The following is a 16,274-nucleotide window of genomic DNA, read 5'->3' on the forward strand; positions in this document are numbered from 1 at the left end:
ACGGCGTTTTCAGACGAGGGATTCGACCCCTGATTTGCTCTGCGTCTTGGCCGCGTACATCGCCTTGTCAGCCAGCCGCATGAGGCCTTCGGCGTCTTGCGCATCAAGGGGGTAGGCGGAAATGCCGATGCTCATCTCCATGGGCAGTTGCACATTCGGGGCAACCTCGAAAGGCGAGGCCACGGCCTGGCGCAACCGCTGCACGCTGTTGGCGAAGCCGCTCTGGATTTCGAGCGGATTGAGGTCTTCCATCACGACGATGAACTCGTCGCCGCCCAGGCGGACGAGGAAGTCGGTCTGGCGCTGCACGCTCTGCAGGCGGCGGGTGAGTTCGCGCAGTACGCGGTCGCCTGCGCTGTGGCCCCAGGTGTCGTTGACGCGTTTGAAGCCGTCGAGGTCGATCATGCCGAGGGCGAACACGCTGCCGTGCCGACGCGCGCGGGCAATGACTTCAGGAAGGTATTGCTCCAGGGCATAGCGATTGGGCAGGCCAGTAAGCGTGTCGTGACGTGCACGGTGGGCTTCGATGCGCTGCAGATGGCCCAGGCGCTCTTTCAGGTCGAGCTCGTCGAGCCCGTAGCCCAGCAGGGCGGCGACCTGCTCGCACAGAGCGACGGTCTGATCGTCGAAGGTCTGGGGTTGAGGCGAAGTGAACACGAGCACGCCCCAGAGCGCACCTCCGCGCCGCACTGGGGCGGCCAGGGCCGCATGCCAGCGGTAGCGCGACAGCGAGGCCTGCCAGGGCCGCATATCGGGATCGTGCAGCAGATCATTGCAGACCTGCAGCGTCTGCGTGTCCCACACGCGCAGCACCAGGGGCACCCGATTGGCGTCGTCGAGGTGCACGCGGAAATGATCGAGCTGCTCGGCACCCGCCCCGGCGCGAGCCAGGACGCGGAACGCGCCGCTTTCGTCCGGCCGGGCCAGCCAGGCCGCATGGAACTGCGTGTCGGTGGCCAGGGTGTCGCAGGTGTGCTGCAACATCTCTTCGGCGCTGCGGGACTGCAGCACCACTTCGCCCTCGCTGATCAGGGCGCGGTAGAGTTTTTGCAGCCGGTCGATGCGCTCGCGCTGCCCGATGGCCTGCAAACCCCGGTCGATGCTGGCGGCGAGATTCAGCAGCCATTCGCGCAGGATGTCGTCCATCTCCGAGGCGTTGGGGCAGACCACGCGCAGCACGGCACAGACCGCGCCGCGCGCGTGCAAGGGAAGGCAAGCGTCCAGGCTCTGGCCATCGCCGAGGAACTCGGGCCGGTTCTGGCGCCAGGCGAGATCCAGGTGCGGCGTGTTCAGCGCGCCCTCCGGCAGGGCGGCGGATTGCGCAACGACTTCAAAGCGGCCATCGGTCGTGTCCCGCTGCACGAAGCTCAGCGGAGCCATGCCGCTCTGGCCCGCAACGCGGCAGATGGTGGCATACAGCGTGGCCGTGTCGGTGGCACCGGCGCCGAGCTGATTGATCTCGGCGAGCAGGGCGTTGAGCTGGGCCTGACGAGCCGTGCGCGCCCGCGCCCCATCGGCCCGGGTGCGCCAGTCGAGCAACTGCAGAAACTGGATCTGCCCACGGCGGATGGCGACGCCCAGATAGAGCAGGTAGAGCCCCACCATCGCCGCCATGGCCAGCGCCAGCGGCGAGTGCGCCAGTGCCAGCCGCAGCGCCAGCGGGGCAATGACCGAGACGACGAACAGCCCGGAAGCCCAGGCATCGAAGGCCAGGCCCGCGACGGCGGCCCCGCTGACGCCAGCCAGAAAGAAGGCGACGAACGATTGGGCGAGCGTGTCCTCGGGGAACAGCATCATCGGGATGAGTCCCCAGCAGATGCCCGTCAGCCAGTATCCCCCGCGCAGCACGCGCAGCCGCCCGCTCAGCGGCGCTTGCGCCAACGGCTCGGTCGGCTGGCGGCGCCAGGCCGCCCAGACCACCAGGCGCAGAAGCTGCAGCCCGATCATGCCGGCGCCCCATGCGTGAAACCCCCCGCTCGGCATGCTGCCGTGCAGCAGGCTGGTGGCGATGAGTGCCACCGAGGCGTTGGTCGCGGCCGACACGGGCACCGTGCCCAGCAGCAGACGCACACGCGCCGCCGCGATGGCTTGCGGTGCGGTGCTGATCTCGGCTGGTTGCGACATGGCGGCGGGGTGAGAGCCTATCAATGACAAGAAATGTAAAGGCTGCAACCTGTCGATTGAAGGGGCCTGAGCCATAGTCAGGACGCGAATTGACAACTATTTCCGCTCATGCTCTGTTTTGATGTTCGGCGTGAATAGAACCGCGAAGAAGGTGGCGCGATCAGGAAGGGGCGCCGAGGGGGGTTATTGATCTGACGCGTTGAAGTCTGAAACGGCACCCCACCCCAACCCTCCCCACAAGTGGAGAGGGGGCCAACACGCTTCCCTCACAGTGTGGAGGAGGTTGGGAGGGCTTACGCAGATCGCGCGCAGCGCAGTCTTCTCCTCCCCCACTGCGTGGGGGAGGTTGGGAGGGGGAGACGCTTGCATGGCGAGGCCATGCCCGTTCCTACTTCTCCAGGCCGGATCAACAGAGCGGCGCGGCCGCCAGCGGCAGGTTCACCACCTGGTTGCGGCCCTGATGCTTGGCCGCGTAGAGCGCAGCATCGGCTGCGGCCATCCACGACTGGAGGTTGGCGTAGCTGGCCTCGGCCTCGGCCAGGCCGATGCTGCTGCTCAGGCGCAAGGCCGGGTGATCCGGCAGCCGCAGCGTCAGCAGCTGGGTGCGGATGCGCTCGGCGATGTGTCGCGCGTCGGCCATGTCGATGTGGTGGCACAGGACGGCGAATTCGTCGCCGCCGTAGCGGCCCGCGCTGTCTTCGGCGCGGATGCAATCGCGGATGAGCTGCCCCACGGCGCGGATGACCTCGTCGCCAGCGGTATGGCCGTAGGTGTCGTTCACGCGTTTGAAGTGATCCACGTCGATCATCAACAGACAGGCGGGCTGGCCGGTGGCATGAAACCGCTGCAGCGCCGCGTCGGCCTGCTGCTGCCAGTGTTCACGGGCGTACAGCCCCGTCTGGGCGTCGGTGCGGCGCAGCAGTTCGAGCTGCTTGTTCTGCCGCGACACGGTGCGGATCAGGCGGTAGCTGGCGATGCTGCTCGACAGCGTATGCACGATCAGCAGGGGCAGGGTACACACGATCACCAGCAGCGAACTCTGCAGTTCCAGCGGCGGACGCAGGACCAGGGCCACGAGCGCGGCGGTGCCGAACAGCCCGGGCAGCGAAGCCAGCCACAGCCGTCGCATGCCGCTGCTGAGCTTGTCGAAGGTGGTCACCGTCACCAGGACCACGCTGGGCAGCAGGTTGAAGTGCATCAAGGGCACCCACATCCCGGCGATGGCCGAATCGATCAGCAGGTTGTGTTTTTCGGCGCGGTAGGCGTCGGTACTCAGACGAGCCCGAAGCAGGGCGATCTGCGGCCAAAGCAGGCAGCTTGCGATCATCAGCGACCAGCGCCACGGGGCGGCCTGCTGCTCGATCAGCACGGCCGCGATCGACAGCCCCCCGAGTCCCATGCCGATCACCCGAAGGGGGTAGATGCGGCGGTAGGCGTTTTGCTGGGCGGCTTCTCTCTGTGGCGCGGGTTGGGGCATGGGGCACGAGGCGCGGCCCAATGCCGCGCAGCGGCTCAGAGTCTACAACCCGCCTACAACCCGAAATAGGTTTCGCGGACCGCGTCGCTGGCTTCGAGTTCGGCGCGGGTGCCCGAGAGGCGCACCTTGCCATGATCGATCAGATAGCCGCGGTCGGCCAGTTCGAGGAAGGCCACGTTCTGCTCGGCGATGAGCAGGGCCGTGCCGGCGCCGATGCTGGTCTTCAGCACCTCGATGACCTGCTTCACGAACACCGGCGCCAGGCCCGAGGACGGCTCGTCCATCAGCAGCAGCTGGGGCTCGGAAATCAGCACCTTGGCGATGCCCAGCATCTTGCGCTGTCCGCCCGAGAGCGTGCCCGCGGCGTCGCGCCGCTTGGCGGCAAGATCGGGAAACAGCGCGAACAGCTGGTCCTTGCGCTTGCGCACCTGCGCGTCGCTGAGGAAGTAGCCGCCCAGGGCGATGTTTTCGTCGATGGACAGGGTCGGGAACACGCCCAGCTCCGACATATAGGCCATGCCGCGGCGGATACGCTGATCCGGGGCGAGGGCGTCGAGACGTTCACCGGCTAAGGTGATGTCGCCGCGCCAGCAGGGCAGCAGGCCGATGAGGGTGCGCAGCAAGGTGGACTTGCCCGCACTGTTGGCGCCGAGCAGCAGCACGGTCTCGCCGGGCATCACGTCGAGGTCCACGCCCCAGAGCACTTGCAGCGCGCCGTAGCCGGTCTGCACATCGCGTACCGACAGCAGGGCGTCGTCGCGGCGCGCGGTCTTGGCGTCGCTCACTGGGCTACCCTCCGCACTACGCGCTGCGGGATGAGCGCTTGGGAACGGCCCGGCGCGCTCATGCGGCCTCCCCAAAAAAGGCGGCCACGACCTCGGGATGGCGAGAGGCGGCGTCGAGTGAACCCTCGAACAACATGCGCCCGGCACCGAGCACGATGACCCGCGAGGTGATGCTGCCCAGAAAGGCCATCAGATGCTCCACCACGATGAGGGCGATGCCGCGCTGCGACAGCTTGCGCAACAACTCGGCAATGCCGCCGAGCTCGGCCGGGTTCAGGCCCGCGCCGATCTCGTCGACCAGCAGCAGCTTCGGCCCGGTGGCCAGCGCGCGGCCGAGGTCGAGCAGCTTTTGCTGGTTCACCGTGAGGGCGCCGGCCGGCTTGTCGGCCTGCGCCTGCAGATCGATGTCGCGGAGGATCGCGTCCACATCCACGCGCTGGTCGGCGTGGCCGAAATGCGCGGCGACCTCGATGTTCTCGCGCACCGTCATGTCGCGAAAGGTCTTGGGCACCTGGAAGGTGCGGTTGATGCCGAGCTTGGCCAGCTGATGCATGGGCACCTGGTTCACGGGTTTGCCGTCGAACAGAATGCTGCCGCTGTCGGCGCGGTACAGACCTGAAATGACGTTGATGGTCGTGGTCTTGCCCGAGCCGTTGGGGCCGACCAGACCGACGATCTCGCCGGGCGCCAGACTGAAGCTCACGGCGTTGAGCACCACATGCCCGCCGAAGCGCTTGTTCACGCCCTGGAGCTGGAGGATGGGTTGGTTAGAAGACACGGACACCTCTGCGCGCAAACAGCGACAGCACGCCGCCAGGCATGAACAGCACCAGCAACACGATGAGCAGGCCGTAGATGAGCTGGAAGTATTGCGGCGTCGAAATGCCGATGGCCGAGTACAGGCTGTACAGCACGCTCGCACCGATGATGGGACCGATGACCGTGCCCACGCCGCCGAAGAGCGAAAACACGATGGCGAACACCGAGATCTGCAGGGTGAACACCGCCTCGGGATAGAACACCGACAGGTTCCACGCATAGACGCCGCCAGCCAGCCCGGCCACGCCGGCCGAGATCAGCCAGGTGATGAGGCGGGCGCGCACGATGTTGATGCCGGCCATGGCGGCGCTGACCGGATCCTGCTTCATGGCCCGCAGGCCCATGCCGAAGGCCGAGCGCCGGAACCAGGCGGCCAGCGCGGTGGCCAGCACCAGCACCCCGAGCATGGTGTTGTAGCTTGCCGTCGGGGCGTAGACCTGCTCGATCTTCAAGCCGTAAGGGCCGCCGGTGATGTCGGCCAGATTGGTGTTGGAAACCACGAAATACAGAATCTGCGACGCCGCCAGGCTGGCGATGGAAAAATAGGCGCCGGACAGCCGCAGCAGCGGCCCGAGGATCAGGCCCATCACCACGGCGGCGAGTCCGCCCCCGACCACGCAGAGCAGCACCGGCAGACCGCTGTGCAGCACCAGCAGCGAGGTGGCATAGGCGCCGCAGCCGAAGAAGCCCACATAGCCGAAGGGCAGGTAGCCGGTGAAGCCGTACAGCAGGTTGAGGCCCTGCGCGAGCACGATGAAGGTCATCAAGGTGAACAGCAGCGACTCGTTGCCGTAGACATGCGGAAGCAGCAGGAACACCGCGATCAGCAGCACCAGGACGATGAGCCCCGGACGCCAGCGCTGGACGAGAGAGAGTTCAGACACTGCGCACCGCCTTTCCGAGCAGACCCGTGGGGCGGATGAGCACGATCACCAGCAAGAGCACGTAGGGCACGAGGTTGGACCAGGAGGAGTAATAGGTCTGCATGAGCATGGTGCCCAGCCCGAACACCAGGCCGCCGATCACCGTGCCCAGCGGGTTGCCCAGCGAACCGATGATGACGATGGCGAACGACGTCGTGGTGAGTTCGCTGCCCTGATCGGGCGAGACCGAGCCCAGCAGATAAGGCAGGAATACGCCGGCAATGCCCGCCAGCGCCAGACCGGCCACGAAGGCCAGCGCCGACACCTTGTTGACGCTGATGCCGGTGGCCAGCGCCTCGTCGCGGTTGGCCATGATGGCGCGGGTCGCGTAGCCCAGTCTGGTGCGGGTGAAGTACAGCCAGAGTGCGACGATGGCGGCGATGCTGAAGCCCGCGGCCCACCACCAGCTGTCCGGGAATGCCTGGCCGAACACGCCGATATTGCCCGATCCCAGGGCCTCGCTGGGCAGCGAACGCTGATCGGCGCCGAAGCCCAGCAGCGTCAATGCCTCCAGCATCTGCCCGATGCCGAAGAACAGGATGAACGACAGCATCTCAGGGTCTTGCGAACGCTGCAGCCGAGGCACCACCGCGTAGTACAGCGGATAGCCGATGATCACGGCCGCCACGATGGTGAGGGGCACGCCCCACAGCGGGTTGAACCCGAAGTGGCGCGACACCACCCAGGCGGCATAGCCGCCCAGCACGATGAACTGTCCATGCGCCAGATTGATGATGCGCATGACCCCGAAGATGAGATTCAGCCCGATGCCGATCAGGCTGAAATAGATGCCATACAGAATGCCGCCGATGATGGCGTATTCCAGCAGTTCCATACGCTTCCCTTGAGAAGGTGCCGGTCTCGCGCACCTTCTCGATGTTGTTGTCGATGGAGATGGGGTTACGACTTGGGCGCCGGATACACGGCCTTGCCGGTCGCCTTGTCCTGCGGATAGACCACGGTCACGTCGAGCTTGCCGTCCTTGGGCTGAAGCTGGGCCACCGGGAAGGGCTGGCCGAGCTGGGCGCCATTGGCGTTGACATCAAACGGGCCGAGCAGGGTGGTGGTCTTGCCCGACATGTCCATCACGGCCTGATGGAAGGCCAGCTGATCGAACTTGGGCGCCATGTCGAGCATGTGCTGCACGATCAGGCCGGTGTTGTAGCCCGAGCAGTCGAGGAAGTTGGGGTCCTTTTTCTCGGCGGCCTTGAAGGCATCGACGAACTGCTGGGTGTTCATGCCGTAGCTCACCTTGTCGTACTTCACCAGGGGCGGCGTCGGGTAGGTGTAGGTGTAGGCCAGCGCCTTCTCGCCCACGTTCTTGGTCAGCAGCGACATCAGCTGGCCGGGGAAGATGGTGAAGGTCATCGGGAAATGCAGGCCGCTCTGATTCAGAGCCTTGAGGAAGGCGATGTCATTGGGCGCATAACCGAACTCCAGCACCGCATCGGGGTGGGTGGCCGCGATGGAGTGCAGCAGGATGGTGTAGTTCGACTCGCCGGTGGGCACACCGTGGTCGTAAACCGGTTTGATGCCGGCCTTGGCCAGCACGTCCTTGAGGGTGGTGGCCTGCGAGGCGTCGAAGTCGTTGGCGTCATAGACGATGGCCACGCGCTTGATCTTCTGCTGCACGATGTAGTTGGCCAGCGGCACCGGCCACACCGTGCTCGACGGGATGCTCACATCGGCCAGATAGTTGGTGGGCTTGGTGAAGAAGTTCGCGCCCGAGCCGGTGGGGTCGATCAGCAGCATATGGTGCTCGGCCGCCAGCGGCACGGCCACCGAGGTGAGCACCGAGCCGAAGTCGGCCACGAGCACATCCACCTTGTCCTGCGTGATGAGCTGGTTGTAGAGCGTGGTTGCGGTGGACGTGGAGCTCTGGTCGTCGTAGGCGACGAGCTTGACCGGGATCTTCTTGTTGAAGGCCTTGACGAAGACGCCGCCATCCTTGTTGATGGCATCGGCCCAGAATTTCAGGCCTTCATACTGGCCCTGCGAGGCCACGGCGAAGGGGCCGCTGCTGGCATAGAGCGTGCCGACCTTGATTTCCGAGGGGGCCGCTGCGGCGTGGGCCGCCAGTGCGGTGGCGCTGAGCGCCAGGCCTGTGGCGAATTGACGCAGGATGTTTCGGGATGTGCGTAGGGGCATGAGAGTCTCCAGAGGGTGAACCGGCGCGTACTTGGCGCGCCAGTGAATGTCATGTTTCATTCTCCTGCCGGACTTTGCGGGAAGTGGTGAGCAAGTGCGTTCAATTGCAACGAGTCATGTCATAAGCCGCCACGCGTCGGCTTTGCCCCCGCCTGTCCTTGCTTTCACCCGCGCGCTTTGCTTCTTGTTTCTTACGGTTGGGCCGCGATCTTGCGGATCTTGGCGACCTCGCCGGGGCTGACGTTCGGCGCGTCGTTGCCCCAACTGCTGCGCACATAGCTGGCGATTTCGGCCACCTGCTGATCGTTGAGCGTGGCGCCCAGATCGGGCATGGCCATGGGCGTGGGGTTGGCCTGGGTCTGCACCGTGTGGCCGCCGTGCAGCATCATGCGGATGGTGTTGATCGGATCGGGCGTGTTGACCGTGGGGTTGAGCGCCAGCGCGGGGAAGACGTTGGGCAGGCCCTGGCCCTGCGCCTGGTGGCACATGGCGCAATGCGCCGCGTAGAGCGGACCACCGGCCCGGGCAGCAGCGGTCATCACCGGCGTCTGCGGCTGGTTGATGGCCGAGTTCGGGCGCACCGGCGCAAGCGACTTGAGGAACACGGCCACCGCCTGCAGATCGCTGTCGTTGAGGTGCTGCGTGCTGTCGTGCACCACATCGCTCATGCTGCCGACGATGGTGAAGTCGCTGGTGCGCCCGGTCTTGAGCAGCTGCACCACCTGGGCCGGGGTCCAGCGGCCGAGGCCGTCGGAGAGGTCGCCGCGCAGATTGGCCGCGTACCAGTTGTCGATGCGGGCGCCGGAGAGATAGAGGCTGCCGTCGGGGCCGCCGGGCTCCAGCGTCTTCTCTTGTAGGAAGGGGCCGCGCGGGGTGTGGCAGGCGCCGCAGTGGCCCAGTCCTTCCACGAGGTAGGCGCCACGGTTCCACTGGGCGGTCTGCTGCGGGTTGGGTTTGTAGACGCCGGCGCGGGCGAACATCCAGTCCCAGATCGCCAGCGGCCATCGCATGTTCAGCGGCCAGGGGATGTCTTCGGGCTTGTTGACTTGGGCCACGGGCTGCACGCCGTGCATAAAGTAGGCGTAGAGCGCGCGCATGTCCTGCGGCTCGATGTGCGCATAGGACGGGTAGGGCATGGCGGGATAGAGATAACCCAGCCTGGGAGACTTGCCGTGGCGCACCGCCTCGTCGAATTGCGCAAAGGTCCAGTTGCCGATGCCGTCCCGCTTGTCCGGGGTGATGTTGGGCGAATACACCTTGCCGATGCCCATGGGCAGATTCATCGGCAGGCCACCGGCGAAGGGCTTGCCTTTCGGCGCGGTGTGGCAGGCGATGCAGTCGCCGGCGCGCGCCAGATAGGCGCCGCGCAGCACTTCGGGATCGTTGGGTGTGGCTTGCGCGGCAAACGCGAGATGGGCCTGCAGGCCGAGCGCGCAGCCTGCGGCCAGGGTCAGGAGCGATGAACGCATGAGAGTCTCCGGGAATTGAGTCGCGGATGGCACCGCGGATCGTTGTTCTGCTGCACTGCAGTATGGTTCAGCAATCGGATCCGTGCAAACCCTGAGAGGCGATTTCCCGGGCGATTCACACCAACGGTTGCGGGTGTTGCAGGTGAGCACAGGGGAATGACGCAAAATTGCCCTTATTCCCACAACGTCACAATTCCAAGAAGGATCCGCCATGAACGATTCCCAGGTTCACGTCGTCCAGCACCCGCTGGTGCAGCACAAGCTCACGCTGGCCCGCAGCCAGGACACGACCACCGACAACTTCCGCCGCCTGGTGCGCGAGATCGCCGCCATGCTCGCGTATGAAGCCACCCGCGACCTGCCCACGGAGCTTGTCGAGGTGACCACGCCGGTGGCGCAGTGCCGCATGCCCATCCTCGCGGGCAAGAAGCTGTGCCTCGTGTCCATCCTGCGGGCGGGCAACGGCATGCTCGATGGCATGATCGACCTGCTGCCCAACGCCCGCGTCGGCCACATCGGCCTCTACCGCGATCCGGCCACCCTGGAGCCGGTGGAGTACTACTTCAAGGTGCCCGAGGACATGGCCGAACGCATGGTCATCGTGGTCGATCCCATGCTGGCCACCGGCAACTCGGCCGCCGCCGCGCTCACCCACCTCAAGCGCGCCGGCGCGACCTCGCTCAAGCTGGTGAACCTGCTGGCCGCGCCCGAAGGCGTGCGCACCGTGCGCGCGGCCCACCCGGACGTGCCCATCACCCTGGCCGCCATCGACGAGCGGCTCAACGATCACGGCTACATCGTGCCGGGCCTGGGCGACGCGGGCGACCGCATTTTCGGCACCAAGTAACCAAGTTCTGGGATTTGCCGCTCTCCGCGGACGGTCATCCTCCCCGGTTCAGGTGGGGGCGTCGTGACCGGTTACCGACCTTTCAAACCCTTGCAGATGTGCGCACGGGTCTGTCGCACACTCAGCCGCTCACATCCCCAATAGCCTGGCGCGCAGTGATCGCACAGGTTCAGGGTGAGGAGGCGCGCATGAGTGTGAACGCACAGCCCTGTCCCGGCCCGCAGCCTGACGCGCTCGTGCGTGTCGATGAGGGGGCGATCTGGCGAGCCGACGGCAAGCCGTTCGATCCACTTCAGGTGGCGCATACGCGCCACGCCCTGAGCGCGCATCCCCTGCTGCAACTGCCGCGCCTGCGCAGACTGGCCCTGTCCCTGGCCGGTACCTCGCATGTGAAATACGCCTTGCCCAATCGCAAGGCAGGCTCGGCGTTTCACACCTTTTCCGAGAGCGAAGCCAAGATGAGCATCGCCTCGACTTTTGATCACATCGAGGAAGCAGGCAACTGGGTGGCCCTCTACTTCCTGGAGGATGAACCCGAATATGGCGCGCTGCTGCGCGATACGCTCGATGGAATGAAAGCGCAAATCGAGCCGCGCGACCCGGGCATGCATGGCTATAGCCTGTTCATGTTCATCGCGTCTCCGCCCACGGTCACGCCTTTCCACATCGACCGAGAGAACAATTTCAATGTGCAGGTGATGGGCCGCAAGCATCTTCGCGTCTGGCAGGCGCATGACCGTGTGGCCGTGCCCGATGCCGCGATCGAGGACTATTTCGTTCACGACACGCTGAGGTCCTTGCACTACCACGAGGAACTCGATGCACGGGCGCTCGATTTCGACATAGGTCCTGGAGAGGGCGTCTACATCCCGAGCACCGCCGGACACTACGTGACGACGGAGGAAGGCGCCTGGGCGCTGCCCGGCGGCCGGGTGTCGGTGAGCCTGGCCATGACCTACTTCACAACGCAAACGGCGCGCCGCGCGCGCGTCCATCTGCTCAACGCCTTCCTGCGAGATCGCTTCGCCGCCGCGCCGATGCCGCCGGGGAAGTCGGGACTGGTCGATCACCTCAAGCAGCCACTGGCCAAGATATTGATCGAGTCGCGCATGCGGCTTTATGGGCAAGCCGCGCCGCGCGGCATGTCGGGGCATTGACCGTTCGATGAATGCCAGGGGGCCGATGCTCCGGCCTGATTTTTGCTTGTCTTGACCGCACCCAAGGCACGTGCACTGACAGCGTGCATCCTTCCTATTTCGCACTTCCTGAATCCCATGCAAACACCGACTGATACCTTGAGCCTGACACCCGGAGTCGGGCAGGGCGGCATCGAGCAACGCGGCATCGAACGCGTGATGCCGCACGAGCGCGCGCATGTGCGCGTGTTCGACAACTTCACCATGTGGCTGTCGGCCAATCTGGTGATTTCGACCGTGGCGCTGGGTGCGCTGGCGGTGCCGGTGTTCGGGCTCGGGTTCTGGGACAGCCTGGGCGTGATCGCGCTCTTCAATGTGCTGGGCGTGCTGCCCGTGGCGTTCTTCGCCACGCTCGGCCCCCGGCTCGGTCTGCGGCAGATGACGATCTCGCGCTATTCCTTCGGCTGGCACGGCGCGAAGATCATGGCGCTGTTCAATGTGGCGGCGTGCATCGGCTGGTCGGCGGTGAATGTGATCGTCGGCGCGCAGATCGTCACGGCCATCAGCGGCGGCGCGGTGCCGGTGTGGGCCGGCATTCTGCTCATTGCCGTGCTGACCACGGCGGTCAGCCTGTACGGCTATCGCTATGTGCACCGCTACGAGCGCTATGCCTGGATGCCGATGGCCGCGATCTTCCTCATCGTGCTGTTCGCCGCGGGCGGACAGATGCAGGCGCTGCCCACCCCGGTGTGGACCATGGCGCATGTCGCCTCGCTGGTGTCATTCGGGGGAGCGATCTTCGGCTTTGCCACGGGCTGGAGTTCGTATGCGGCCGACTACAACGTCAACCAGCCGGAAGACACCTCGGCAAAGCGGGTGTTCTGGCTGACCTTCTTCGGCGTGATCGTTCCCTGCATCCTGCTGGAGTCGCTCGGTCTGGGGCTGACCACGGTGACGGCCTTTGGCAAGGCGGCGCAGAGCGGTGGCGGCGCTTTGTTGTCCGAGGCCCTGCAGCCGATGGGCGGGGCGGGCAAGCTGCTGCTGTTGCTGCTGGCGCTCTCGGTCATCGCCAACAACATTCCCAACGACTACTCGGCCGGCCTGTCGATGCAGGTGCTCGGTCGCGGCTTCCAGAAGATCAATCGTGCGGTCTGGACGCTGATCGGTGCCGTGGTCTACGTGATCATCGCCATTCCTTCGGCCGCGCATTTCAATGCCACGCTGGAGAACTTTCTCCTGGTGGTGGCGTACTGGCTGGGGCCGTGGGCCATCATCCTGATCCTGGAGCATGCGGTCTTCCGCCGTGGCCGCTATGACCTCGACCACTGGAACACGCCGAGCAAGCTGCCCGTGGGCTGGGCCGCGGTGATCGCCATGGCGGCGGGGCTGTTCGGGGTGTATCTGGGCGCGGCGCAGTCGCTGTTCGTCGGGCCTGTGGCGGGCCTGTTCAATCCGCCGTATGGCATGGACATCGGCTTCGAGCTGGGCGTGCTGTTCGCGGCCCTCGTCTATCTGGTTCTGCGCCGCATCGAGTTGCGCGGCACGCGCCGGTAAACCCGGGCTGGCCGCGACGAAGGCGCCGTTTCGCGTGCCCGTAGCATGGCGGCGTGGCAGCGCGCCACCACCGCGGCAGGTCATTTGCCGCGGCACGACAACATGACACACGGAGCTCGACATGGCCGAAGGCTATTTTCCAAATTGGCAACTCAAGACCAGCGGGGTGATCGCCCCGGATGAACGCCTGCCAGGGCCGCAGACCCTGGCCATGGGGCTGCAGCACGTGGTGGCCATGTTCGGCTCCACGGTGTTCGCGCCGTTGCTGATGGGGTTCAACCCCAATATCGCCATTCTGATGAGCGGCATCGGCACGCTGATCTTCTTCCTGGTCGTCGGCGGCCGGGTGCCGAGCTATCTGGGATCGTCGTTTTCCTTCATCGGCGTAGTGATTGCCGCCAGCGGTTATTCGGGCAGCGGGGCGAACCCGAACATCGGTGTCGCCCTGGGCGGCATCATCGCCTGCGGCGTGGTGTATGCGGTGATCGGCCTCATCGTCATGGGCGTGGGCGTGAAATGGATCGAGCGGCTCATGCCGCCCGTGGTGACGGGTTCGGTGGTCGCGGTGATCGGGCTGAACCTGGCGCCGATCGCGATCAAGAGTCACGGCGCCAGCAACTTCGACGACTGGATGGCGCTGATCTCTTTCGTCAGCATCGGCCTGGTGGCGGTTTACACGCGGGGCATGGTGCAGCGGCTGCTCATCCTGGTGGGGCTGCTGATCACCAGCGTGATCTACGCGGTGTTGACCAACGGACTGGGGCTGGGCACACCGATGGATTTCTCCGGCGTCGCCCAGGCGGCGTGGTTCGGCATGCCGGCGTTCGCCACACCCGAGTTCCAGCCTCGGGCGATGACGCTGATCGTGCCCGTCGTCGTCATCCTGGTGGCGGAAAACCTCGGCCACATCAAGGCCGTCACCGCGATGACGGGCCGCAACCTCGATCGCTACATGGGACGGGCGTTTCTGGGCGACGGCTTGGCCACCATGGTGTCGGGCTCGGCCGGCGGCACGGGGGTGACCACCTATGCCGAGAACATCGGCGTGATGGCGGCGACCAAGATCTACTCCACGCTGATCTTCGCCACCGCCGCGGTGATCGCCATTCTGTTCGGCTTCAGCCCCAAATTCGGCGCCCTCATCCATCTCATTCCGCCGCCGGTGCTGCGGGGTGTGGCCATCGTCATCTTCGGTCTGATCGCCGTGTCGGGCGCGCGGATCTGGGTGGACAACAAGGTGGACTTCTCCGACAGCCGCAACCTCATCATCGTGGCCATCACCCTGATGCTGGGCACGGCCGACTTCACCCTGAAGTTCGGCGACTTCGCTCTCGGCGGCATCGGCACCGCAACTTTTGGCGCCATTTTTCTGCACGCCTTGCTCGGGCGCCGGCGGGCTGCATGAACGGCGGGTTCTGTTCCTGTCGATCCGCAACGGGGAAGGCCATGCAGCGGCCTCCCCCCACAGCGTGGGGGAGGCGTGTTCACGCCCTCTGCCCTTGCGGGGAGGCGCCGTTTCAAACTGCAACGCGCCGGATCAATAACGATTGGGATCGCCGGGGGGCTGCGCCTCGCGCAGCTTGCGGTAGAGCGTGCGTTCGCTGATGCCCAGCGCCTGCGCCGCGCGGCCGCGGTGGCCGTGGTGCGAGGCCAGAATGGCCTGGAGATGTTCCGGGCTCAGTGCGCCGATCCGGGCCGCATCGTCCGTCGGCGGTTTGGATCGGCTGTCGTGCGCCGGTACGTCATCGACGGTGGCGGGCAGCAGCAGATCGTCTGCCCCGATCCGGCCGTTCACCGCGGTTGCGGCCGCACGCGCCAGGATGTTGCGCAGCTCGCGCACATTGCCCGGGAACGGGTAGGTCATGAGCTGGCGCAGGGCGTCTGGCGTCAGTTCCCAGCGGGTCGCGCCACAGCCGCAGACTGGCCTGATGGCATCGGTGTTGCCACTCAGCAGTGCTGCGGGTGCGGTGTGCTGCGGCCGCAGCGCCATGCGCGAGAGGAGATGCCGGGCCAGGATGGCGATGTCCTCTGGCCGCTCGCGCAAGGGCGGCAAGGTGATGCTGAACACCGAGAGCCGGAAGTACAGATCGCTGCGGAAGCTCCCCTCCTGCACCATTCTTGCCAGTGATCGGTTCGTGGCGGCAACCACACGCACATCGGCGCGTCGCAGCGCGTTGCTGCCGACGCGGCGGAACTCGCCACTTTCGAGCGCCCGCAGCAGCTTGCATTGCTGGGGCAGGGTGAGCTCGCCGATTTCATCGAGAAACAGGGTGCCGCCGTCGGCCAGCTCGAACAGCCCGGTCTTGCGCGCGGAGGCGCCGGTGAAGGCGCCGCCTTCGTGGCCGAAGAATTCCGACTCGAACAAGGACTCGGGAATCGTCGTGCAGTCCACCACGACGCAGTCCCGTTCCGCCCGGCCCGAGGCCTGATGCAGCGCCTGCGCCGCCAGCTCCTTGCCCGTGCCGCTTTCGCCTTCGATCAGCACCGGCTCATCGGTCTGCGCGGCGATGCCAAGATCGTGCCGCACCTGAAGCATGCGCGGGGAGAGTCCCTGCAACAGGGCGTGGCCTGCGGCAGGCTGCACGGGCGCGGGCATGCGATGGATTTCCTCTCCAAGCAGGCGGTTGCCCTGGGCATCGTGGATGGGATAGCCCTTGAGGCGCACATGTTCGGGCTGGCCCTGCGCGTTGAAATGGACATGCACGGTTTCGTCGGGCTCCCCGCTGCGCATCACATGCAGATGCGGGCAGTGCTCGCCCTGCATATGGCAGGGCGTGGCCGAATGGTGGGACAGCTCGTGGCATTTGCGGCCGGTGATGTCGCCCGCCTGCAGGCCATAGGCGACGCGGTACGCGCGGTTGGCGGCAATGACCGTGTAGTTGCGGTCGATCAGCACGAAGGGAAGCTCGCGCGCATCGATCAGCGACTGGGCGTCGTAATCCATGATGTTGTCTCCTCTGCCACCGTGTTCGGTGGTCTGCGGTATGCCAAT

The 16,274-nt window shown here is 65.8% G+C and carries 13 protein-coding genes; 4 read left to right on the top strand and 9 right to left on the bottom strand.

The features are described from left to right. Positions 1–9: 9 nt before the first annotated feature. From BVH73_RS12515 to BVH73_RS12550, 8 genes are all read right to left on the bottom strand, one after another. Positions 10–2,124, bottom strand: a complete 2,115-nt coding sequence (locus BVH73_RS12515) for a sensor domain-containing diguanylate cyclase (protein ID WP_079419145.1) — start codon at positions 2,122–2,124, stop codon at positions 10–12. Positions 2,125–2,530: 406 nt separating this feature from the next. Continuing rightward, on the bottom strand, positions 2,531–3,601 hold the full coding sequence (locus BVH73_RS12520) for a diguanylate cyclase (RefSeq protein WP_079419147.1): 1,071 nt from the start codon (positions 3,599–3,601) through the stop codon (positions 2,531–2,533). Positions 3,602–3,654: 53 nt separating this feature from the next. Next, entirely contained in the window at positions 3,655–4,386 is a 732-nt protein-coding gene (locus BVH73_RS12525; RefSeq protein ID WP_079419149.1) for an ABC transporter ATP-binding protein, read from the bottom strand. Between the two features lie 58 nt (positions 4,387–4,444). Then, positions 4,445–5,164 (bottom strand): ABC transporter ATP-binding protein, encoded by a 720-nt coding sequence (locus BVH73_RS12530; RefSeq protein ID WP_079420614.1) that lies wholly within the window; start codon positions 5,162–5,164, stop codon positions 4,445–4,447. Further along, complete coding sequence (locus BVH73_RS12535; RefSeq protein WP_079419151.1) at positions 5,154–6,089, bottom strand: branched-chain amino acid ABC transporter permease; 936 nt, start codon at positions 6,087–6,089, stop codon at positions 5,154–5,156. Before BVH73_RS12535 ends, BVH73_RS12530 begins: the two co-directional genes overlap by 11 nt. Continuing rightward, entirely contained in the window at positions 6,082–6,963 is an 882-nt protein-coding gene (locus BVH73_RS12540; RefSeq protein ID WP_079419153.1) for a branched-chain amino acid ABC transporter permease, read from the bottom strand. Before BVH73_RS12540 ends, BVH73_RS12535 begins: the two co-directional genes overlap by 8 nt. Positions 6,964–7,028: 65 nt before the next feature. Continuing rightward, a complete protein-coding gene (locus BVH73_RS12545) occupies positions 7,029–8,276 on the bottom strand; it encodes an amino acid ABC transporter substrate-binding protein (protein WP_079420616.1) in 1,248 nt (415 codons plus the stop codon). A 191-nt stretch (positions 8,277–8,467) separates the two neighbouring features. Next, positions 8,468–9,745 carry a c-type cytochrome gene (locus tag BVH73_RS12550; protein WP_079419155.1) on the bottom strand — a complete coding sequence of 426 codons (1,278 nt, stop codon included), beginning with the start codon at positions 9,743–9,745 and terminating at the stop codon, positions 8,468–8,470. A gap of 211 nt (positions 9,746–9,956) precedes the next feature. Between BVH73_RS12550 and upp the strand changes: the two genes are divergently transcribed. From upp to BVH73_RS12570, 4 genes are all read left to right on the top strand, one after another. Continuing rightward, complete coding sequence (upp, locus tag BVH73_RS12555; protein ID WP_079419157.1) at positions 9,957–10,592, top strand: uracil phosphoribosyltransferase; 636 nt, start codon at positions 9,957–9,959, stop codon at positions 10,590–10,592. Between the two features lie 188 nt (positions 10,593–10,780). Continuing rightward, on the top strand, positions 10,781–11,749 hold the full coding sequence (locus BVH73_RS12560) for a cupin-like domain-containing protein (protein ID WP_079419159.1): 969 nt from the start codon (positions 10,781–10,783) through the stop codon (positions 11,747–11,749). A gap of 117 nt (positions 11,750–11,866) precedes the next feature. Beyond that, positions 11,867–13,282, top strand: a complete 1,416-nt coding sequence (locus tag BVH73_RS12565; protein ID WP_079419161.1) for a purine-cytosine permease family protein — start codon at positions 11,867–11,869, stop codon at positions 13,280–13,282. A gap of 121 nt (positions 13,283–13,403) precedes the next feature. Continuing rightward, entirely contained in the window at positions 13,404–14,687 is a 1,284-nt protein-coding gene (locus BVH73_RS12570) for a solute carrier family 23 protein (RefSeq protein ID WP_079419163.1), read from the top strand. Positions 14,688–14,819: 132 nt separating this feature from the next. Here the strand turns inward: BVH73_RS12570 and BVH73_RS12575 are convergent, their stop codons facing one another. Beyond that, a complete protein-coding gene (locus BVH73_RS12575) occupies positions 14,820–16,226 on the bottom strand; it encodes a sigma-54 interaction domain-containing protein (RefSeq protein WP_079419165.1) in 1,407 nt (468 codons plus the stop codon). Between the last annotated feature and the right edge of the window lie 48 nt (positions 16,227–16,274).

It is taken from the genome of Thiomonas intermedia (assembly GCF_002028405.1).
GTDB lineage: Bacteria > Pseudomonadota > Gammaproteobacteria > Burkholderiales > Burkholderiaceae_C > Thiomonas > Thiomonas intermedia.